We start from the raw sequence: 19,896 nt of genomic DNA, 5'->3' as shown, positions 1-19,896 counted from the left end.
GTCCTCCAGGGTCTTCAGCTCGGCGCTCAGCCGGTCCAGGATCGGCGCGAGGCTGCGCAGTTCCGCGAGGTGGACGCGGGTCAGCTCGGCCAGGATGCGATCGGCCGCGACGGTGAGCCGGATCCGCATCATGCGGTTGTCGTCGCGGTCGCGCTCGCGGGTGACGAGGCCCGCGTTCTCGGCCCGGTTGATCAGTTCCACGGTGCTGTGGTGGCGCAGCAGCAGGTATTCGGCGAGCTCGCCGACCGTGGGCGGCCGCGCGGCGCCGTGGCCCTTGACCGCGAGGAGCAGCTGGTGCTGGGCCGGCGTCAGCCCGGCCGCGCGCACCGCCACCTCGCTCCAGCGGAGGAAGCGGCGCAGTCCGGTGCGGAACGCGAGCAGAGCCGTGAACTCCTCCTGGCTGAGCTCCTGCACGCGCACCTCGTCCATGGGATGAAAGCCCTGTTCCGTAATGCCCCGATGCTACTTCACCGGCCGTATCCGGGCAGGTGGAAGCGGGGGCGGCCCGCCGTGGACAAACATATCGTGCCACGATACATTGGGCGGGGCGAGTGAGATGGGGTGAGACCACGATGCGACCGGCGACTTCGGTGCTGCACGTCTATCAGACGGACGACTGCGACATCGTGACTTTTCCCGCTGAGGTCGATCTCCTCAACGACCAGAAGATCCGCACGCAGCTGCTCTGGCTGCTCGACTCGAGCCCGCGGGGCCTGATCCTCGACCTGTCGAAGACGCGGTTCTGCGCCGCGTGCGGGGTGGACGCCATCTTCCGGGCCTGCATCCGGGCGAGAGCGCTCGGCATCCGCGTCGGCCTGCTCTCCCCGCCCAGCGGGCCGGTGAACCGCATCATCCAGATCACGGGGCTGAACCGCACGATCCCCACGACCTCCGACCGGGCGGAGGCCCTCGCCGCGCTGCACCGGGCGCGTGACGACTTCCCCGCGGCGAATACGTTCCCCGCGGCGGATACGACGGACTGCGGGGAGAGCCGGCCGGATTCGCTGCGGGACGAGGAGACCCGGCCGGCTCCCGCCGCGGTCATGCGGTCGCGTCGTCGAGGATGAGGTGCAGCTTCTCGGCGCGCCCGCTGCTGATGGCGCCCTCGCGGGTGCGGGTCGCGATCTTGTGCTGGAGGTAGGCGACGTCGGCGCGGCGGCGGTCCAGCGGCGACCACTGCCGGTCGAGCATGCCCTCGATCACGTTCGTGAGGTCGAGGCCCACGTCGTCGCGGACGTCGCCGGCGGCGACGCCCTGGTACACCGAGGAGCGCAGCCGCAGCAGCGCGTCGTGGATGCGGCTCCCGGGCGGGGCCGAGGTCTCCGGCGGCTCGGGGTAGGACGGATCCCCGTCCGGCGGCTCCGGCGCGGCGGTCGGGGGCGGGGACGCCGCCTGCAGCGGGAGCAGGGGGCCGGGGGAGCGGTCCCGGCTGGACAGGTTGTCGCCGATCCCGGCGACGAGGGTGGCCGCGGCGATGATCGTCGCGGCCACGCCGGCGAGCGCGAGCCAGGGGATCCGGAAGCCGTACCGGGACTGGCGGAGCTCCTCGCGCCGCCACTGCCCGGGATCCCGTTCGGCGGTCATGCCTGGATCGTCGCGAGGACGCGGTTGAGCTCGTCCGCGAGGGCGGGCGTGAGGGCGCGCTCCCGCCGCCGCGTGTCGATCTTGTCGTGCAGGAGGGCGATCCGGCGGCCGACGTCGACGTTCCGGTCGGAGCCGAGGTCGTTCTCCAGGTTGTTGATCACGTTGGTGAGGTCGAGGGCGACGTCGGAGCGGATCTCGCCGGAGGCGTAGCCGCGGCTGACGATCGGGCGCAGTCGGCCGAGCGCGCCCCGCACCCGCGTCCCGGCCGGCTCGGCGGCGGGCGGCGCGTCCGCCGCGCCGGTCCGGGGCGGCGGCGCCGGGAGGGCCCCGGTCCGGCCGGGCGCCGGCGGCACGGTGACCGGCGCGCGCGGCGACGAGACGAGGATCGCGGCGGCGGCCGTGGCCGGGATCGCGATGACGAGCGCCGCCACGGCGCGGCGGTCCGGGCGGGTGCGCCCCCGGCGCCGCGCCGGCGGCGGGCGCAGCGTCTTCGTCGGCTGCGGCGGGGCGGGGCCGGCCGCCGCGGGGCGCGCGCCGAAGACCGGGCGCGGCGGCTCGTCCTCGCCGGCCAGCAGGTCGGCGATCTGCCGCGCGGACGGCGGCTCCTGGCTCAGGCAGCGGGCGACCAGCGCCGACAGGTCCCGGGACGCTCCGGGCGTGCCGCACGCGGAGATCAGGGCGCCGAGCGCGCGGACGTCGGCCGCCTCGCTCTCGGCTGCCGGCGCCCGCGCGACGCCGGCGCCGTGCCCGGCGGACCCGCGGGCGCTGCGGACGACCCCGCCGATGCCGGTGTCGACCAGCCTGACCTCGTCGCGCAGCAGCAGGACCTTGCCGGGCCGCAGGTCGCCGTGCGTCACGCCGGCCGCGTGGGCGGCGGCCAGGGCCGCGGCGACCTGGCCGCACACGTCGGCGGTCTCGTAGGCGGTGAGCGGGCCGAGGCGGAGCCGGTCCGCGAGGGTCGTGCCGTCCAGGAACTCGGTCACCGCGTAGGACGCGAGCCGGCCGGACGCGTCCCGGGTCCGGTCGCTGTCGAAGATCGTCTCCAGTGCGGGGTGGGACAGGCCGGCGGCGCGGTTGACGCCCTCCTGGAAGGCGGGGTGCAGACCGGCGTGCGCGGGCGACAGCAGCTTCACCGCGACGGGCCGGTCGAGGAGCTCGTCGCGGGCCCGCCAGACCTCCATCGTCCCGCCGTCGTCGAGGCGCTCCACGAGCCGGTAGCGCTCCGTCAGCCGCAAGCCCGATTCCACTGGACGTCACCCTCGCCGTCTCCGGTGCCGGGCGTGGTCCCCGGCGCGTCAGGGAATACGCGCGGGCGCGTGCGCCGGGTTCGACCGGGCGGCCGCGGCGGGCACCCGCGATTGGATCATGAAACGCCCGTCTTGATATTGAGATTCCAAGGTCCAACTGAAAAGATCTGAACCTCATGACCCCCGATGCCGGGCTGGGGTGACCATGACCGAAGCCTCCCTCGTCGTGCCTGTCGTGCTCCTGGTCTTGGCGATGGTCCCGGGGCTGCACTTCGACCTGGTGCGCGGCCGCCGCGAGCGGTCCGGGAACGCGCCGCCGCGGTTCTCCCGGGTGGTCGTCGCCGGCACGCTGCTCACGACCGCCACGCTTATCGTCCTCGGGCTGCTGGGCCGCGGCTCGGTGCTGGACCTGCGGCGGCTGCTGGACGGGGACGCCGGCTCGCCGCTCGTGGCGGCCTGGTCGGCGGCGTGCTTCATCGCGCTGTCGCTCACCCTGTCGTCGCTCGCCGCCGCGGCGCTGACCCGGCTGGAGAACCGGCCGCCGGCCCCGTTCCCCGCCCGCCCGGCCGCCGCGCGCGCCGACTACGCCGACCGCGACGTCGAACTGGAGGTCACGCTGAACAGCGGCGAGACGTTCCGCGGGCTGCTCGGCGACGAGGCGGCGGCGCGCGGGCACGATCTGCCCTTCATCACCCTGTGCGGCCCGATCTTCCAGCTGGACGGGCACGGGAAGCCGCTGCCGCTGGACGCCCTGCACTGGGAGCGGATGGTCGTCCCGACGCGGGCGGTCGCGAGCGTGCTGGTGCGGCCGGTGGAGGAGCAGCCGCCGCGGACGGCCCCGCTGCGCGGCGTCCCGTCCCGGCATTCGGCGCCGCGGATGCGGCTCACCGACCAGCTCAAGCTCCTCGTGGAGCAGTGCTACGAGTACCGCTTCGCACCGCGCCCGCTGGCCAAGCTGCTCCTGCTGCAGCTGGTGGTGATCGCGCTGGTCGGCGCGGTGACCAGCGCGATCACCTGATCATCACACGCGGTCCGCGGTCCGCTCGGCGCGCCACGCGGCGAGCCGCTCCCGCAGGAGCTCCTCGTAGCGGGCGACGTTCGCGGTCTTCACGTCCTCGTAGCCGCGGATCACGTCCGGCAGCTCCGCGATCTCGACGGCGAGGTCGTGCCGGGACGCGTCCAGGCCCGCCGCGAGCTCGTCCACCACGGCCAGGTAGTCGGCGACGAGGCGGCGCTCGGTGCGGCGCTGCGCGGTCGCGCCGAACGGGTCGAACGGGGTGCCGCGCAGCCGCCGCATGGCGCGCAGCGCGCGGAACGCGGGGCGGGCCGTCCGGCCGAGCGCGATCTTCTTGCCGAGCCCGGCGGCCCGCAGCAGCGGCGGGTGCAGCATGTACCGCACGGTGGAGCCCGGCCCGAACTGCTCCTCGACCCGCCGCGCGAGCTCGGGGTCGAGGTGGAGGCGGGCGACCTCGTACTCGTCCTTGTACGCCATCAGCTTGTGCAGGTTGCGCGCGACGGCGACCGCGAGCCGCTGCCCGTCCGCGCCCGCCTCCCGCTCGGCGCGGGCGACGCGCATGACCGCGTCCAGGTACCGCCGGGCGAGCCTGAGGTCCTGGTAGGCGGCGAGGTCGGGGACGCGGATCCGCAGCACGCGGGCCAGCTCGCCGTCCGCGCCGGACGCCTCGACCAGGCTCACCGCGGCCGGCGCGGTCGCGTCCAGCGGCCTGGGCGCGGCGGCGGCCGCGGCGGCGGGCGCGGCCGCCCAGTCCGGTTCGAGGACGAGCCGCCGCCCCGCCCGGAACGCCTGGACGTTCGCCGCCACCTGCACGCCGTTCAGCGCGAGCGCCTCCTCGATCGCCTTCGCCGACAGCGGCAGCAGCCCCGACTGGTAGGCGGCGCCGACCACGACGAAGTTGGCCGTGGTCGTGCTCCCGAACCACCGCTCGGCGAGCGCGAGGGCGTCGAGCGCGACGAGCCGGTCCCGGTCGGTCCGCTCGGCGATCCGCGCGACGAGGGACGCGCTCGGCGGCAGCGCCGCCGCCGTGTCGGTGATCATCTGCCCGGTGGGGACCTCGCTGGTCGACACGACCGCGGCGGTCCGGCCCGGCGCGCAGCGGCGCAGGTTCGCCTCCGACGTCCCGGCGAGCGAGTCGAACACCAGGTAGGCGTCGGCGCCGCCCGCGCCGACCATGCCCGGGCGGTCCCGGTCGGCGTCCCCGATCCGCAAGTGCGACACGACCGCGCCGGCCTTCTGGCTCAGCCCGGTCTGGTCGAGCGCGCGGGCGTGCCGGCCGTCGATCAGCGCGGCGGTTGCCAGGACCTGGTTGACGGTGACGACGCCGGTGCCGCCGATGCCGACGAGCAGCACGTCCGCCGCCTCGGGACGCGTCCCGGGCTCGTCCAGCTCACCGATCTCCGGCAGCGGCGGCCGCGTCTTCTTCTCGCCGGGGATCACGGTGAGGAACGAGGGGCAGTCGCCGTCCACGCACGAGTAGTCCTTGTTGCAGGACGTCTGGTTGATCTGCGTCTTGCGCCCGAACTCGGTCTCGACCGGTTCGACGCTGAGGCAGTTCGACTTCACGCCGCAGTCGCCGCAGCCCTCGCACACCGCCTCGTTGATCAGCACACGGGTCTGCGGGTCGGGTGCGAGGCCGCGCTTGCGCTTGCGCCGCGTCTCCGCCGCGCACGCCTGGTCGTACAGCAGCACGGTCACGCCGGGGACCTCGCGCAGCTCCCGCTGCACGGCGTCGAGGTCGTCGCGGTGCCGGACCCGGACGCCGGGCGCCCAGTCGGTCCCGCGCGGGTAGCGGGACGGGTCGTCCGCCACCACGACGATCTTCGCGACGCCCTCCGCGTGCAGCATCCGGGTGATCGCGGCCGGGTCCGAGCCGCCGTCGGCGTCCTGCCCGCCGGTCATCGCCACGGCCGCGTTGTAGAGGATCTTGAACGTGATGTTCGTCCCGGCGGCGACGGCCTGCCGGACGGCGAGGCTGCCCGAGTGGAAGAACGTCCCGTCGCCGAGGTTCTGGAACATGTGCCCGGTCTCGCTGAACGGCGCCGCGCCGACCCACATCGCGCCCTCGCCGCCCATCTGCGTCGTGCCGATGCTGCGGTCCTGGAACACCGTCATGACGTGGCAGCCGATGCCGCTCGCCGCGATCGACCCGTCCGGCACGACCGTCGACCGGTTGTGCGGGCAGCCGGAGCAGAAGTACGGGGTGCGCGCCGGCCCCAGCAGGTTGATCGCGGGCTTGCGCGGCCGCAGCACCGGGTCCCGCAGATCGACGTGCTCGTCGCCGAGCCGGTCGGCGAGGAACCGGGCCAGCGCCCCGGTGAGGCGGTCGGCGTCCAGGCCCCCGTCCGCCGGAACGAGGCCGGCCCCGTCGGGACCGTTCTTCCCGTACACGGCGGGACGCTCGGCGGCGTCGTAGAGGACGTCCCGGATCTGCGTCTCGATGAACGCGCGCTTCTCCTCCACCACCACGATCTCGCGGAGCCCGGACGCGAACTCGCGGATCCGGTCCCCGTCCAGCGGATGGATCAGGGCGAGCCGCAGCAGCCTGACGCCCCGCCGCGCCAGCGCCTCGTCGTCGAGCCCGAGCCGGTCGAGGGCCTCGCGCAGCTCAAGGTAGGTGCGCCCGGCCGCGACGAGACCGACGGCCGCGTCCGCGGCCCCCTCGATCCGGTCGAGCCCGTTCGCGGCGGCGTACGCCGCCGCCGCCCGCAGCCGGCCCTGCAGCACCTCCGCCTCGATGGCCGTCGTGCCCTTCAGGTCGACGCCGGGCTTGCGCGTCGGCTTCCACGGACGCCCCCGCCACGTGAAGTCCGGGATCACCGGATCGGGCACCGGCTCCGCCGCCACGATCTCGTGCGAGTCGGCGACGTCGGTCACGACCTTGAAGCCCGTCCAGGCCCCGCTGAACCGCGACATCTCGAACCCGTGCCGCCCGAGCCGCAGCACGTCCCCGACCGACGCGGGCACGAGCACCGGCATGAACGCCTCCGCGAGCGCGCCCTCCGTCGCGGACGGCAGCGTGGACGACTTCGCGGACGGGTCGTCGCCCACCACCGCGAGCACCCCGCCCCGCTCGGACGTGCCGAGCCAGTTGGCGTGCTTGAACGCGTCCAGCGACCGGTCGACGCCGGGCGCCTTGCCGTACCAGAGCCCGAACACGCCCTGGTAGCGCGGTCCCGGCAGGTGCTCGGCGAGCTGCGACCCGTAGACCGCCGTCGCCGCCAGCTCCTCGTTCACCCCGGGGATGAACCGGATGTCGTTGCCCTCCAGCAGCTCCGCGTCCCGCATCAGCTGCTGGTCGAGCCCGCCGAGCGGCGACCCCCGGTAGCCGGACACGAACCCGGCGGTCGTCCACCCGCGCCGGGCGTCCGCCCGCCGCTGGTCGAGCAGCAGCCGGACGAGCGCGTGGACCCCGCCGATCGCGATCCGGCCGCGTTCCAGCTCCAGCCTGTCCCGGAGCGGAGAGGAAGAAACGGTGGTGCTCATGCTTGCATTGAGCCCGCCTCACTGAGCGGTGTGCAAGATGATGGGGCGATACTTGAGCAGATTGCTCAAATCAGGACCCGCCCCACCTGCCGGAGCTGAGCATTGTGACCCGCACCACTCTCCTCGACCTGCAGATCCTGCGCCGCCTCGTGGAGCAGCCGCGCATCGGCATCACCGAGCTGGCCGCCAAGCTCGGCATCGCCCGCAACACCGCGCACGCGCGCGTGGAGCGGCTCGAACGCGAGGGCGTCATCGGCCACCGCGGCCGCGAGGTCGACCTGGGCGCGCTCGGCTTCGAACTGACCGCGCTGGTCACGCTGGAGGTCGCGCAGGGCCGCCTGCGCGAGGCCGCCGTGGCGCTGTCGGCGATCCCGCGCGTCCTCGAGGTCCTCGGCATCACAGGCCAGGGCGACCTCCTGGTCCGCGCCGTGGCCCCGAACGGCAAGCAGCTGCACGAGGTGATCGACTCGATCCTCGCCTGCCCCGGCGTCCGCCGCAGCACGACCTCGATCGTCCTTACCCACCAGGTCCCGTTCCGCATAGGCCCCCTCCTGGAGGACGAGGAGCGCCGGGCCCGGGCCGACCAGCGCAGAACCCCATGAACCACCGACCCGCCGAACGCGCTACTTCGAGGCGAGCGCCCGGCGGACTCCGGTCGCTATCTCCAGGTCTTCGCGGGCCTCGACCACCAGTGTCCGGACCGCGGCGCCCGGGGCCGTGATCTCGGTGTCGCCGTTCACCGCCTCGTTCCGACCGGGATCGATGGAAACACCGAGGTAGGCCAGATCTTCGGCCAGGCGCATCCGGACGGACGGATCGTTCTCCCCCACACCGCCCGTGAACACCAGCGCGCCGAGGCCGCCGAGGGACGCGGTCATCGCGGCGGCGCAGGCGCGGAGGCGGTGGTGGTAGACGTCGAGCGCGGCGAGGGCGCCGGCGTCGCGTCCGGCGGCCAGTTCGCGGATGCGGCGCATGTCGCCGGTGCCGGTGAGCCCCCGCAGACCGGAGTCGCGTTCGAGGGCCCGGTTGACGTCGCCGGGATCGAGCCCGTGCCTGATCAGCCACAGCGGGATGCCGGGGTCGATGCTGCCCGCCCGGGACGCCATGACCAGCCCTTCGAGCGGCGTGAAGCCCATCGTCGTGTCGATCGAGCGCCCATCGGCGACGGCGCAGAGGGACGCGCCGGAGCCCAGATGGCAGATGACCGTCCGGGACGAGGCCGCGCCGAGCAGCTCGCGCGCGCGGCGCGCGGCATAGGAGTAGGAGAGGCCGTGGAACCCGTAGCGCCGCAGGCCGAACCGCTCGCGCCACTCCGCGGGGAGCGCGTAGGTCGCGGCGGCCGCGGGCAGCGTCGAATGGAACGCGGTGTCGAAGCACGCCACGGCCGGGATGCCGGGCAGCGCCGACGTGATCTCCGACAGGGCCTGCAGCGAGGCGGGCTGGTGGAGCGGCGCCAGGTCGGCCAGCTCGTGCAGGCGCTTCGTGACGGCCGCGTCGATGCGCACCGGCTCGGTGAAGTCGGTGCCGCCGTGGACGAAGCGGATGCCGATCGCGTCGGGGCGCGGCATGCCGGCGGTCAGGGCGGCCATCTCGTGGCCGGCGCCCGAATCCTCCGCGACGACCCTGTCGCCGGGGTCGAGCAGGCTCACCTTCAGGCTGCTCGACCCGGGGTTGACCGTGAGGACGCGCATCAGTACGGCCACGTCCAGTCGCGCACCTCGGGGGCGTCCTCGCCGTACTCGCGCGTGTAGGCGCGCATGGCCAGCCGCTGGTCGGACATCCGCTGGCGGATGTGGGCGACGCGCCCCCCGAGGGACGGGACGCGGTCGATGACGTCCATCACCAGGTGGTACCGGTCCAGGTCGTTCAGCATGACCATGTCGAACGGCGTGGTGGTCGTCCCCTCCTCCTTGTAGCCGCGGACGTGCAGGTTGGCGTGCCCGGTGCGCCGGTACGTCATCCGGTGGATGAGGTACGGGTAGCCGTGGAACGCGAAGATGATCGGCTTGTCGGTGGTGAACAGCGCGTCGAAGTCGCGGTCGGCGAGACCGTTCGGGTGCTCGGTGGACGGCAGCAGCCGCATGAGGTCCACGACGTTCACGACCCGCACGCGCAGTTCGGGGAAGAGCCGCCGGAGCAGGTCGACGGCGGCGAGCGTCTCCAGGGTCGGGATGTCGCCCGCGCAGGCCAGCACGACGTCGGGGTCCCCGCCGCCCTCGGTGGACGCCCACTCCCAGATGCCGGCGCCGCGCGTGCAGTGCGCGATCGCGGCGTCCATCGGCAGCCAGTTCAACGCGGGCTGCTTCCCGGCGACGACCACGTTGATGTAGTCGCGGGAGCGCAGGCAGTGGTCGCCGACCGACAGCAGCGTGTTCGCGTCCGGCGGCAGGTACACCCTGATCAGTTCGGGCTTCTTGTTCAGGACGACGTCGAGGAACCCGGGGTCCTGGTGCGTGAAGCCGTTGTGGTCCTGCCGCCACACGTGCGACGACAGCAGGTAGTTCAGCGACGCGATGGGCCGCCGCCACGGCAGCCGCCGGGTCACCTTCAGCCATTTCGCGTGCTGGTTGAACATGGAGTCGACGATGTGGACGAACGCCTCGTAGCTGTTGAACACCCCGTGCCGCCCGGTGAGGAGGTAGCCCTCCAGCCAGCCCTGGCACAGGTGCTCGCTCAGCACCTCCATGACCTGCCCGGACGGCGCCTGGTGCTCGTCGGTCGGGAGGATCTCGCCGGCGAAGACCCGGTCGGTCGCCTGGAACACGTCCCCGAGCCGGTTGGACGCCGTCTCGTCCGGGCCCATGATGCGGAAGTCGTCCGGGTTGGCCCTCACGACGTCGCGCAGGAAGGAGCCCAGCCTCCGGGTGGGTTCGGTGACCGTCGTGCCCGGCTTGTCGACGGCCACGGCGTACTCCCGGAAGTCGGGCAGGACGAGCGGCTTCAGCAGCAGGCCGCCGTTCGCGTGCGGGTTGGCGCTCATCCGCCGCTCGCCCTCGGGCGCGAGGGCCCGCAGCGCCTCGGCGGGGCGCCCGTCCGCGTCGAACAGCTCCTCCGGGCGGTAGGAGCGCATCCACTCCTCGAGCTGCGCCAGGTGCCCGGGGTCGTCGCGGACGCCCGCGAGCGGCACCTGGTGGGACCGCCACGTGTTCTCCACCGGCAGCCCGTCGACCTCCTCCGGCCCCGTCCACCCCTTGGGAGACCGCAGGACGATCATCGGCCAGCGCCGCCGCTCGGACGTCCGCCCCGCCCGCGCGTCGCGCTGGATGCCGGCGATCTCGTCGAGTGCCAGGTCGAGCGCCGCGGCCATCTTCCGGTGCATGGACGCGGGCTCGTCCCCGCTCACCAGGAACGGCCGGTACCCGTACCCGTCGAGCAGCTGGACGAGCTCCTCCTCCGGGATCCGCGCCAGCACCGCCGGGTTCGCGATCTTGTACCCGTTGAGGTGCAGGATCGGCAGGACGGCGCCGTCCTTCACCGGGTCGAGGAACTTGTTGGAGTGCCAGCTCGCCGCGAGCGGCCCGGTCTCCGCCTCGCCGTCCCCGACGATGCACGCGACGACCAGGTCCGGGTTGTCGAACGCGGCCCCGAACGCGTGCGCGAGCGAGTACCCGAGCTCGCCGCCCTCGTGAATGGACCCCGGCGTCTCGGGCGCCACGTGGGACGGGACGCCGCCGGGGAACGAGAACTGGCGGAACAGCCGCCGCATGCCCTCGGCGTCCTGCGTCACCTCCGGGTACACCTCGCTGTAGGTGCCCTCCAGCCACGCGTTCGCGACCGCCGACGGCCCGCCGTGACCCGGCCCCATGATGTAGATCATGTCGAGGTCGCGCGCCTTGATGACCCGGTTCAGGTGCGCGTAGCAGAAGTTCAGGCCGGGCGAGGTGCCCCAGTGGCCGAGCAGCCGGGGCTTGATGTGCCGGGGCGTGAGCGGCTCGCGCAGCAGCGGGTTCGCGAGCAGGTAGATCTGCCCGACGGACAGGTAGTTCGCGGCCCTCCAGTACGCGTCGATCGCCCGCACCTCGTCGTCGGACATCACGGACTCGGTCATGGCACGTCCCTCCGCCGTCATCTCACCGGGAGATCACGTCCCCGTCATCGGCGCGATCAACCGTCACGGAGAGCCCATCACGGAGGGGACGGCGGGCAAAGGGCCGGAAGTCCCGGCGCCTCCGGTGCCGGGCGTCTCGGCGCCCGGCACCGGAGGCGCCGCGCTAACAGGGTGGACGTCGACCGGTTACAGAGGCGGTCTCCCGGCGCGGGCTCCGCCTCGCCCCCCAGCGAACCGGTGGGAGCGTCTCCACTGGGCGTGTTGAAGCCTGCCTCGTACTCGCGCGTAGGTTCACGGGTCCGGACGTGCAGTCGGCCAGCGGTAGCACGACTGCGACGAATGGCTCACGGAAAGCGATGATCTGACCACGGAACGCCACGAAACCGGACCATCGCAGACTGACGGAGCACCCGGCCCGTCCCGCGGTCCGCCCCGGTGTGCTAGTCAGTTCGGGACGGCCGATCACGTGGGAGGGCGGTATGGGCGGGTTCTTCGCCGGACGGACGCTGGCGGACCTCGGGCAGGCGCTGCGTTCCGGGAAGGAGACGGCGCAGGGGCTGGTCGAACGCGCCCTCGACTCGGTCGACCCGGAGCTCAACGCGTTCGTGACCCTCGACCCCGAGGGCGCCGGCGCCGCCGCCCGGTGGGCGGACCGGGAGCTGGCGTCCGGCATCGACCGGGGGCCGCTGCACGGCGTTCCCGTCGCGGTGAAGGACATCGTCGACGTCGCCGGGCTGCCGACCGGGATGGGCTCGGCGCACTTCGACGGCCACGTCGCCGCGGGCGACGCGGAGTGCGTGGCGATGCTCAGGAACGCCGGCGCCGTGATCGTCGGGAAGACGGGCACGCAGGAGTTCGCGTTCGGCGCCACCGGCGACGTGTCGGCGAGCGGCCCGGTCCGCAACCCGCACGACCGCGCGCGGATGCCGGGCGGCTCCAGCAGCGGCAGCGCCGCCGCGGTCGCCGCGGGCGCGGTCCCGCTCGCGATCGGCACCGACACCGGCGGGTCGGTGCGCATCCCGGCCGCGTTCTGCGGCGTCGCAGGGTTCAAGCCCGCGCACGGCGCGATCCCGGTCGGCGGCGTGTTCCCGCTGTCGCCGACGCTCGACCACGTGGGCGTCCTCGCCGGGTCCGCCGCCGACTGCCGGATCGCCTACCGGGCGCTGACCGGCCCGGAGCAGGCCGCCCCGTCGCCCGTGGACCCGGCACCGGGCGGGAGCGGCGACCCGCGCGGCCGCGTCGCCTGGATCGATCCGCCCGCCGCGGACCCCGAGGTGGTGCGGACCGTCCGGGCCCTGTTCCCGGACGCGCCCGCCGAGCCGCTCGACTTCGCCGGGCTGCGGGAGGTGTTCATCGCGATCGAGTTCAGCGAGGCGTACGACGTGCACGCCGAGCGGGTCGCCGACGCGCCCGAGCTGTACCAGCCGTCCCTGCTCGGACGGCTCCGGGAGGCGGGCCGCATGCCCGGCTGGCGCCTCGTCCGCGCGCTGCGCGAGCGGGAGCGGTACGTCCGGGAGGTCGCGGAGCTGCTGGACCGCTACGACTACCTGGCCATGCCGACCATGCCGATCACCGCGCCGGAGCTCGGCGCGACCGAGGTCGAGTTCGGGCCGCTGACCGCGCTGCTGGTCAGCCTCACCTCGCCGTGGAACGTGCTGGGGCTGCCCGCGCTGAGCGTCCCCGCCGGAACCGTCCGCGGCCTGCCGGTCGGCGCCCAGCTCATCACCCGGCGCGGCGCGGAGAGCGTCCTGTTCGACGCCGCCGCCGGGCTCGCCCGAAAGCCCGCCTAGCCGGCCGGCGGGCGCGGCCGCTCAGAGGTAGAGCCCGAAGAACTCCTCCGGGTGCTCCAGCAGCGGCGGAAGATCGTCGGCGGTGATGGTGATCAGTTCCTCCCGGGTGGGCGCCGCGGCCGGCTCGCCGCCGTGCTCCGCCCCGCCGTGCTTCGCCCCGTTCTGCCGCGCCTCACCGTGCTTCGTCCCGCCGTGCTCCTTCTGGGCGCTCCCGCCGTGCCGCTTCTGCGCGTTGACGGCGGCGGACGCGACCCGGTCGGCCTGGTTGGCGACGGCGACGTCCAGCATGTTGCGCATCAGCCGCCCGTTGCCGAAGGACGGTCCGCGCGGCGCCCGCCGCAGCATCGTCGCCAGCACCTCCTCGGTGCCGGGCGCCAGCTCGAACCCGTCCGCCTCGGCGAGCTGCCGGAAGACGGTGATCAGCTCCTCGTCGGTGTAGTCGGGGAAGTGGATCTGCTTGGGGAACCGCGAGTCCAGGCCGGGGTTGGCGGCGAGGAACTCCGCCATCTCCTGCTGGTACCCGGCGACGACCACGACGAGGTCGTCGCGGTGGTCCTCCATCAGCTTGACCAGCTCGGCGATCGCCTCGTGCCCGTAGTCGCCCTTCAGCGGCGACTGCGTCAGCGTGTACGCCTCGTCGATGAACAGCACGCCGCCGAGCGCCCGCTCGACCAGCCGGCGCGTGCGGGGCGCGGTCTGCCCGATGTACTCGCCGACGAGGTGGGCGCGGGACGCCTCCACGAGATGCCCGGACGACAGCACGCCCAGCCGCTTGTAGATGCGGCCGAGCAGCCGCGCCACCATCGTCTTGCCGGTCCCCGGGTTGCCGGTGAACACCATGTGCCGGGTCGGCGGGGTGATCTTCAGCCCGTTCTCGCTGCGCAGCCGCGCCGCGTGCGTCCCGGCGACGAGCAGCGCGATCTCGTGCTTGACCGTGTCGAGGCCGGTGAGCGCGTTCAGCTCCGCGAGCGGGTTCCCGGCGGCCCGCGAGATGTCGAGCGTGTCGGGGATGTCCTGTTTGCGGACGACGAGCTCGGCGTCCGGGTCGCCGCCGGACGCGGCCCGCTCCCGCACCGCCGCGACCACCTGGTCGGCGAGGTACGGCGCGAGCCGCGCGTTGCGGAGCGTCTGCATCGGCGGCGTCGCGGCCAGCAGCGCGCCCGCCGCCGCGACCGCCTGCCGGGTGCCGCGGGCGCCGCGCGCGGACAGCGCGCGGCGGAACAGCTCGGCGTGCCCCCGCTCGGTGAACGGCCGGGTCCGCGCGATCCGGAACAGCTGCGGCAGGACGGGGTTGATGTCCCGGATCCGCTCCTCCCCGCCGGTGTCGCACAGCGCCACCAGGTGCAGGTCGGGATGGACGGCGAGGAGCCGGTGCAGCTCGGCGGCGAGGGCCTCCCCGTTGCCGGGGTCGGTGACGATCCCGTCCAGGCCGTCGATGACGAGCAGCCGGTCGCCGGCGCAGTCGCGGGCGTCGGCGTGCAGCCGGGCGACGGCGTCCGGCAGCCGCTGCCCCGTGTACAGGTTGTCGGTGACCCAGTGCGGGTCGCGGCCGAGCGCGAGCGCCCTGCCCAGCTCCTGCGCGGCGTCGCGCTTGCCGGTGCCGTCCGGGCCCGCCAGCAGCAGCCGGACGGGTTCGGAGCCCGCGGTCACCTCGGCCAGCGCGGCGGTCACCTCCGGCTGCTCCACCAGGGTCGTCGCGATCTCCGCGCGGGCGGCGCGCCGCCCCTCGGCCGTACCGTCCGCCCCGTCCTCCGCGGGCGCCTTCCGCAGCGTCTCGGTCAGCGGGTTCACGACGCGGCGGCGCGGCGCGAACAGGCGGCGCAGGTCCGTCTGGAACTGGCCGACCGGGATCCACTCCGCCTTCGGGAACCACGGGTCGCCCGGCAGGCCCTGCACGATCGCGATGAACCGCATCGCCATGTCGAGCCAGCCCCGGCACGCGTCCGCCGCGCCGGCGACCAGCGCGCGGACCAGCCACGCCCGCGTCCGCTCCTGCCACGCGCCCGCCTTGAACCCGCGGCGCTCCGCGGGGAAGCGGTGCTGCAGCTCGGCGTACCGGTCCTCGCCGAGCGCGACCGCGAGCTCCGCCGGGACGTGGTCCATGCTGCCCTGCAGCAGCAGCTGGACCAGGTGCACCTCGACGGTCTCGTCACGCGGCGCGACGTCCGTCAGATGCTCGTAGGCCGCGAGGAGCCCGGCGCACACCCACTCCAGGTACCCGACCGGGCCGAGCAGCTCCGGCACCGCCGTGACGATGTCGTCGCCGGCGTGCGCGTGCCAGTGCTCGCGCAGCTCCGCCTTCGGCAGGCCGATCTCGCACTCGGGCGGGTCGTCGTAGAGGCGCAGCAGCGCTTTGCGGCGCTCCTCCAGCGGCTCGATGCCCTCCAGCACCGACAGGCAGTCGCGGGCCAGCTCGATCGCCAGGCCGCGGTCGGGCGCCTCGATCAGCCAGTCGACCGGCGGGCGCCACCGGCCGCCGGGCGCGTCCCACCGCGTCATCCGGGTGCTGAGCGGGCCCGGGTTGACCAGGTGCCCGTACAGCAGCCGCTCCGGCAGCTGCGACCACGACCCCGCCTTGATCGCGCCGCCGCCCGGCAGGAACGCCAGCATGCCGAAGATCTCCGCGGTGACGAGCGACGCCGGCAGCGTGAGCAGCTTGTGCTCGTCGGTGGTCAGCTCCGCGGCGCGCGGATCGGCCGCCAGCCCGTCGATCCGCGCCGAGATCTCCTCGAACAGGCCGTCCGGGACGCGCCATGGACCGTACGAGTAGACGTCGAGCACCGGCTCGTCGGTGAGCAGTAGCTCCAGATGCTCCGGCAGCCGCAAAGAACACTCCCCAAGAAGTCAAAACCGGGGTACAGCCTATGTATTCGAAGGGGGTGCCGCCCCGTCTCTCCCACGGATACGTGATATTGAATGTGACACGTTTTCGCGTTCGCCGCCCATCCCGTTCATGAGCCCCGTACATGAGGGGCGCCGTTCAGGAGCGGCGGAGGGATTCGACCGCCATCCGGGCCGCGGTGCCGATGACGGCGTCGGCCTGCGGCAGCACCGCCGCCGGCACCGGCGACCGGGTGAAGACCGCCACGGCGTACCGGGCGCCGTCGGGGTACTCGACCGCGCCGATCTCGTTGCGGATGGTCGGCAGCGTCCCCGTCTTGCCGCTGACGACGACGTCGTCGTAGGGGAAGCCGGACGACAGCCGGTGCGGCCACACCTGCAGGCCGAGCAGCCGCCGCATCGCCGCGCAGTGCTCCGGGGGCGCCGCCTCGTCCCGCCAGATCATGGACAGCAGCCGGGTCATGTCGCGGGCCGTGCTGCGGCTGGTGCGGGACGGGTCGAGGGCCCGCAGCCGGCCGAGGACGCCGGGCTCGTCCAGCTTCGCCCACACCTCCGCGAACGTGGCCGCGCCGGCGTCCGCGAGCAGCGACTCGTGCAGCTCGCGGCCGTTGACCTCGACCACCGTGTCCCGCAGCCCGAGCGCCGCGGCCGCGGCGTTGACCGCGTCCCGGCCGACCCGGTCCAGGACGGCGTCGGCGGCGGCGTTGTCGCTCACGGTGATCATCAGGCAGGTGAGGTCGCGCAGCGACATGCGCACCTCGTCCAGCAGCGCGGACACCCCGGTCGGCCCCGCGGTGCGGTCCCCTGGCCGCAGCACGACCTGCTCGGCCGGGTCGAGCAGCCCGTCGGCGGCCTGCCGGTGGAACGCCACCAGCAGCGGCACCTTGAACACCGACGCGATCACGACCGGCTCGTCGGCGCCGACGGCGACCTCCCGCCCGGTGTCCATGTCGACGGCGTGCAGGAACCCGGTCACCCCGGCGCCCCGGAACTCCGCCTCGATCCCCATCACCGCGTCGCTCATGCGCCGTCCCGGTTCGCGTCCCTCATGCGTGTCTCTTTTGGGGGGACGACCCCCCGAGCCCCCCGGTTCGCTCCGCTCATGCGTGTCTCTTTTGGGGGGACGACCCCCCAAACCCCCCGGTTCGCTCCGCTCATGCCAGGAATCCCGAGGACGGGCGCGGGACGACCCGGCGCGCGGGGGCGGCGTCCAGCGGCGCCATGCCGGCCTCGCGGCGCAGCACGGCGGTCGCGACGGAGGTGAAGTCGGCGATCGCGCGGGCGTGCTCGGGGTCCCGGGTCCGCCGCCACGCGCACGACGTCCGCCAGGCCAGCGGCTCGCCCACCAGCGGCCGCCACGTCACGCCGGGAGCGTCGTCGGTGCGCGGCGCCAGCGCCACCGCCGTCCCCGCGAGAACGAGGCCGAGCGCGAACTGTGGGTGCCGCGCCTCGTGGACGGCGGCGGGCGCGTACCCGTGCCGGCGGCAGCCCGCGAGCAGCTCGTCGTGCGCGCCGGGTGCCTCCTCGCGCGGCGGCACGACGAGGTCGCGGCCGCCGAGGTCGGCGAGATGCACCTCGGGGGCCGCGGCGAGGTCCGCGCCGGCGGGCAGCAGCACGCCGAGCGGCTGGCCGAGGAGCGGGCCGAGCTCCAGGCCGCGGGAGTCGCACGGGTGCCGCACCACCCCGGCGTCCAGCGCCCCGTCGGCGAGCGCGCGGACCTGCTCGGCCGTGCCCGTCTCGCGCAGGTCGAGCCGCAGGTCGGGGCGGTGCGCCCGGAACGCCGCGATCAGCGCGGCGACGACCCGGCCGCCGAGGTCGCTGGGCAGGCCCGCGCGCACCGTGCCGACCTCGCCGAGCCTGGCCCGCTCGGCGACGGAGTAGATGCGGTCCACGCGGGCGAGGACGTCCCGGGCCTCGTCCAGCAGCAGCCGGCCCGGCGCGGTCAGCTCCACCTTCCGGCTTGACCGGTCGAACAGCCGCACCCCGAGCTCCCGCTCCAGCCGCTGGATCCGCTGGCTGAGCGGCGGCTGGGCCATGCCGAGCCGCTCCGCCGCGTGCCCGAAGTGGAGTTCTTCTGCGACCACGACGAAGCACCGCAGGTGCCCGACCAGGTTCACGAGCAGCGAGGATATCAATATCGATATCTTTGTGACATTGATAGCAATCTTGGACTTTCCGGGCGGCGCCTGATGTTCTTGTGCCTCCATATCAGGGGGAAGGGAGATCGACGATGCGCCGATCCCGTGTGCTCGCCGCCGCCGCGATCGCGGTGGCGGTGCTCGTCGCCGGAGCGGGGACGGTGTGGTTCCTGCGCCGCGGAGAGGACCCGGAGGACGCCGCGCAGCGGTTCCTCGCGGCCTGGAGCGGCGGCGACCTCGCCGCGATGAAGGCGCTCACCGACCGACCGCCCGCCGACTTCGAGCAGCGGTTCACCCGCATGCGGGAGGACCTCGGCGTCACCGCCCAGCGCTACACCGTCGCCTCGGTGGGCAAGCCCGACGGGGGCAGGGCGGGCGGCTCCTACAGCGCGGAGCTGACGCTCGCCGGCGATCGGAAGTGGACCTACGAGGGGTCGCTGCCGCTCGTCGAGCGGGACGGCGAGTGGCTCGTCCGCTGGTCGCCGGAGGTGATCTTCCCGACCCTGCGGGAGGGGCAGCGGCTGCGCGCGGCCCGCGCCTGGCCCGGCCGCGCCGCCGTCCTCGCCGCGGACGGCAGCGATCTGGGCGCTTCGCCGTCCGGGTCCGCGCGGCAGCTCGCCGGGACCGTCGCCCCGGCGTCCGCCGAGGTGGCGAAGAAGCTCGGCGCCCCCTACCGCAAGGGCGACCTGGCGGGCGCGGACGGGCTGCAGAAGCAGTACGAGCGCCGCCTCGCCGGCACGCCCGCCCTCACCGTCCAGATCGTGGACGCCGACGACAACCCGGTGAAGACGCTGAAGCGGTTCGGCGGCACCGACGGGCAGCCGCTGAAGACCACGATCGACCCGAGGGCGCAGGCCGCCGCGGGCAGGGCCCTCGGCGACGTGGACAAGCCCGCCTCGATGGTGGCGCTGCGCCCGTCCACCGGCGAGATCCTCGCGGTGGCGAACAAGCCCGGCGGCTACAACCGGGCGCTGATGGGCCAGTACCCGCCCGGCTCCACCTTCAAGGTCGTCACCGCCGCCGCGCTCGTCGCGGGCGGCGTGTCCCCGTCGACGAAGGTCGGCTGCCCCGCCACCACCGACGTCGGCGGCCGGTCGTTCCACAACTACCAGCACGAGGACTTCGGGACGATCCCGTTCCGCGAGGCGTTCGCGCACTCCTGCAACACCACGTTCGCGCGCCTCGCCGTGGACAAGCTGGGCGAGAAGCGGCTCGCGCAGGTCGCGGCCCAGTTCGGGTTCAACGTCCCGATCATCGCCGGGCTCCCCGCCGTCCGGGCCGCGTTCCCCGACAACCGGGACGACACGGCGTTCGCGTCCGCGTCCTTCGGCCAGGGCAAGGTGCTGACCAGCCCGCTCAACATGGCGAGCGTCGCCGCCGCGGCGGCCGACGGGACCTGGCGGTCGCCCCGCATCGTCGACGCCGCCCTCGCGAGCAGGGCCGCCGACGCCGGGGGCCGCAAGCCGGAACCGCCGAAGAAGCTGGAGCCCGCCGTCGAGAGGGCCCTGCACTCCCTGATGCCCGCCGTCGTCAGCGAGGGCACCGCGTCCGGCGTCGGGTTCCCGCCCGGCACCGCCGGCAAGACCGGCACCGCCGAGTTCGGCTCGGGCAAGAACCCGCCCACCCACGCGTGGTTCATCGGCTACCGCAAGGACGTCGCCTTCGCCGTGATCGTCGAGGGCGGCGGCACGGGCGCCGAGGCCGCCGCCCCCATCGCCGCCGAGTTCCTGAGGGCGCTGTCCTGACC

Annotated in this window: 14 protein-coding genes; 5 read left to right on the top strand and 9 right to left on the bottom strand. The window is 74.2% G+C overall.

The genetic code is table 11. The annotated features are described in order from the left end of the window. A partial coding sequence (locus ACIWVC_RS11305; RefSeq protein ID WP_396449733.1) for a MarR family winged helix-turn-helix transcriptional regulator occupies window positions 1–429 on the bottom strand: 429 nt, incomplete at its 3' end. Window positions 430–572: 143 nt separating this feature from the next. Here ACIWVC_RS11305 and ACIWVC_RS11300 point away from each other — a divergent pair. Beyond that, the gene (locus tag ACIWVC_RS11300; RefSeq protein ID WP_396454111.1) at window positions 573–1,067 is read left to right on the top strand and encodes an STAS domain-containing protein; all 495 of its coding nucleotides are present in this window, start codon (window positions 573–575) and stop codon (window positions 1,065–1,067) included. On the opposite strand, the gene ACIWVC_RS11295 is transcribed toward ACIWVC_RS11300, so the two are convergent. Together ACIWVC_RS11295 and ACIWVC_RS11290 are read right to left on the bottom strand one after the other, a co-directional pair. After that, the gene (locus tag ACIWVC_RS11295; protein WP_396449735.1) at window positions 1,042–1,584 is read right to left on the bottom strand and encodes a hypothetical protein; all 543 of its coding nucleotides are present in this window, start codon (window positions 1,582–1,584) and stop codon (window positions 1,042–1,044) included. The two genes, ACIWVC_RS11300 and ACIWVC_RS11295, sit on opposite strands and share 26 nt — an antisense overlap. Then, window positions 1,581–2,819 carry a hypothetical protein gene (locus ACIWVC_RS11290; protein ID WP_396454110.1) on the bottom strand — a complete coding sequence of 413 codons (1,239 nt, stop codon included), beginning with the start codon at window positions 2,817–2,819 and terminating at the stop codon, window positions 1,581–1,583. Before ACIWVC_RS11290 ends, ACIWVC_RS11295 begins: the two co-directional genes overlap by 4 nt. Before the next feature lie 217 nt (window positions 2,820–3,036). Here ACIWVC_RS11290 and ACIWVC_RS11285 point away from each other — a divergent pair, with 217 nt between their 5' ends. Then, a complete protein-coding gene (locus ACIWVC_RS11285) occupies window positions 3,037–3,849 on the top strand; it encodes a DUF6338 family protein (RefSeq protein WP_396450126.1) in 813 nt (270 codons plus the stop codon). 3 nt (window positions 3,850–3,852) lie between these two features. On the opposite strand, the gene ACIWVC_RS11280 is transcribed toward ACIWVC_RS11285, so the two are convergent. Next, entirely contained in the window at window positions 3,853–7,332 is a 3,480-nt protein-coding gene (locus tag ACIWVC_RS11280; RefSeq protein WP_396450124.1) for an indolepyruvate ferredoxin oxidoreductase family protein, read from the bottom strand. A gap of 104 nt (window positions 7,333–7,436) precedes the next feature. On the opposite strand from ACIWVC_RS11280, the gene ACIWVC_RS11275 reads away from it, so the two are divergent. Continuing rightward, window positions 7,437–7,934, top strand: a complete 498-nt coding sequence (locus ACIWVC_RS11275; protein ID WP_396450122.1) for an Lrp/AsnC family transcriptional regulator — start codon at window positions 7,437–7,439, stop codon at window positions 7,932–7,934. Window positions 7,935–7,955: 21 nt separating this feature from the next. Here the strand turns inward: ACIWVC_RS11275 and ACIWVC_RS11270 are convergent, their stop codons facing one another. Further along, window positions 7,956–9,035, bottom strand: coding sequence for an acetate/propionate family kinase (locus tag ACIWVC_RS11270; protein ID WP_396450120.1), 1,080 nt, complete (start codon window positions 9,033–9,035; stop codon window positions 7,956–7,958). Continuing rightward, window positions 9,023–11,380 carry a phosphoketolase gene (locus ACIWVC_RS11265; RefSeq protein ID WP_396450118.1) on the bottom strand — a complete coding sequence of 786 codons (2,358 nt, stop codon included), beginning with the start codon at window positions 11,378–11,380 and terminating at the stop codon, window positions 9,023–9,025. The genes ACIWVC_RS11270 and ACIWVC_RS11265 overlap by 13 nt, the downstream gene beginning before the upstream one ends. A 479-nt stretch (window positions 11,381–11,859) precedes the next feature. Between ACIWVC_RS11265 and ACIWVC_RS11260 the strand changes: the two genes are divergently transcribed. Beyond that, the gene (locus tag ACIWVC_RS11260; RefSeq protein WP_396454109.1) at window positions 11,860–13,170 is read left to right on the top strand and encodes an amidase; all 1,311 of its coding nucleotides are present in this window, start codon (window positions 11,860–11,862) and stop codon (window positions 13,168–13,170) included. A gap of 21 nt (window positions 13,171–13,191) precedes the next feature. Here ACIWVC_RS11260 and ACIWVC_RS11255 read toward each other — a convergent pair whose 3' ends face one another. From ACIWVC_RS11255 to ACIWVC_RS11245, 3 genes are all read right to left on the bottom strand, one after another. Next, window positions 13,192–15,996, bottom strand: a complete 2,805-nt coding sequence (locus ACIWVC_RS11255) for an AAA family ATPase (RefSeq protein WP_396454108.1) — start codon at window positions 15,994–15,996, stop codon at window positions 13,192–13,194. Window positions 15,997–16,150: 154 nt separating this feature from the next. Continuing rightward, window positions 16,151–17,035: a serine hydrolase gene (locus ACIWVC_RS11250; RefSeq protein WP_396450114.1), complete on the bottom strand. Its 885-nt coding sequence runs from the start codon at window positions 17,033–17,035 to the stop codon at window positions 16,151–16,153. A 130-nt stretch (window positions 17,036–17,165) separates the two neighbouring features. Further along, window positions 17,166–18,128: a LysR family transcriptional regulator gene (locus ACIWVC_RS11245; RefSeq protein WP_396454107.1), complete on the bottom strand. Its 963-nt coding sequence runs from the start codon at window positions 18,126–18,128 to the stop codon at window positions 17,166–17,168. A 113-nt stretch (window positions 18,129–18,241) separates the two neighbouring features. Between ACIWVC_RS11245 and ACIWVC_RS11240 the strand changes: the two genes are divergently transcribed. Beyond that, window positions 18,242–19,894 (top strand): penicillin-binding transpeptidase domain-containing protein, encoded by a 1,653-nt coding sequence (locus ACIWVC_RS11240; RefSeq protein ID WP_396450110.1) that lies wholly within the window; start codon window positions 18,242–18,244, stop codon window positions 19,892–19,894. Window positions 19,895–19,896 lie beyond the last annotated feature (2 nt).

This window comes from Actinomadura sp., assembly GCF_044508335.1.
GTDB lineage: Bacteria > Actinomycetota > Actinomycetes > Streptosporangiales > Streptosporangiaceae > Spirillospora.
Note: the sequence above shows the minus strand (reverse complement) of the source record. Positions and strands in the feature narration are given on the sequence as shown.

Excerpts from the sequence above, each read along its gene's own strand:
- ACIWVC_RS11260 (WP_396454109.1), top strand. The coding sequence starts at position 11,860 with ATGGGCGGGTTCTTCGCCGGACGGACGCTGGCGGACCTCGGGCAGGCG.
- ACIWVC_RS11265 (WP_396450118.1), bottom strand. The coding sequence starts at position 11,380 with ATGACCGAGTCCGTGATGTCCGACGACGAGGTGCGGGCGATCGACGCG.
- ACIWVC_RS11295 (WP_396449735.1), bottom strand. The coding sequence starts at position 1,584 with ATGACCGCCGAACGGGATCCCGGGCAGTGGCGGCGCGAGGAGCTCCGC.
- ACIWVC_RS11300 (WP_396454111.1), top strand. The coding sequence starts at position 573 with ATGCGACCGGCGACTTCGGTGCTGCACGTCTATCAGACGGACGACTGC.
- ACIWVC_RS11280 (WP_396450124.1), bottom strand. The coding sequence starts at position 7,332 with ATGAGCACCACCGTTTCTTCCTCTCCGCTCCGGGACAGGCTGGAGCTG.
- ACIWVC_RS11240 (WP_396450110.1), top strand. The coding sequence starts at position 18,242 with ATGCGCCGATCCCGTGTGCTCGCCGCCGCCGCGATCGCGGTGGCGGTG.
- ACIWVC_RS11285 (WP_396450126.1), top strand. The coding sequence starts at position 3,037 with ATGACCGAAGCCTCCCTCGTCGTGCCTGTCGTGCTCCTGGTCTTGGCG.
- ACIWVC_RS11250 (WP_396450114.1), bottom strand. The coding sequence starts at position 17,035 with ATGAGCGACGCGGTGATGGGGATCGAGGCGGAGTTCCGGGGCGCCGGG.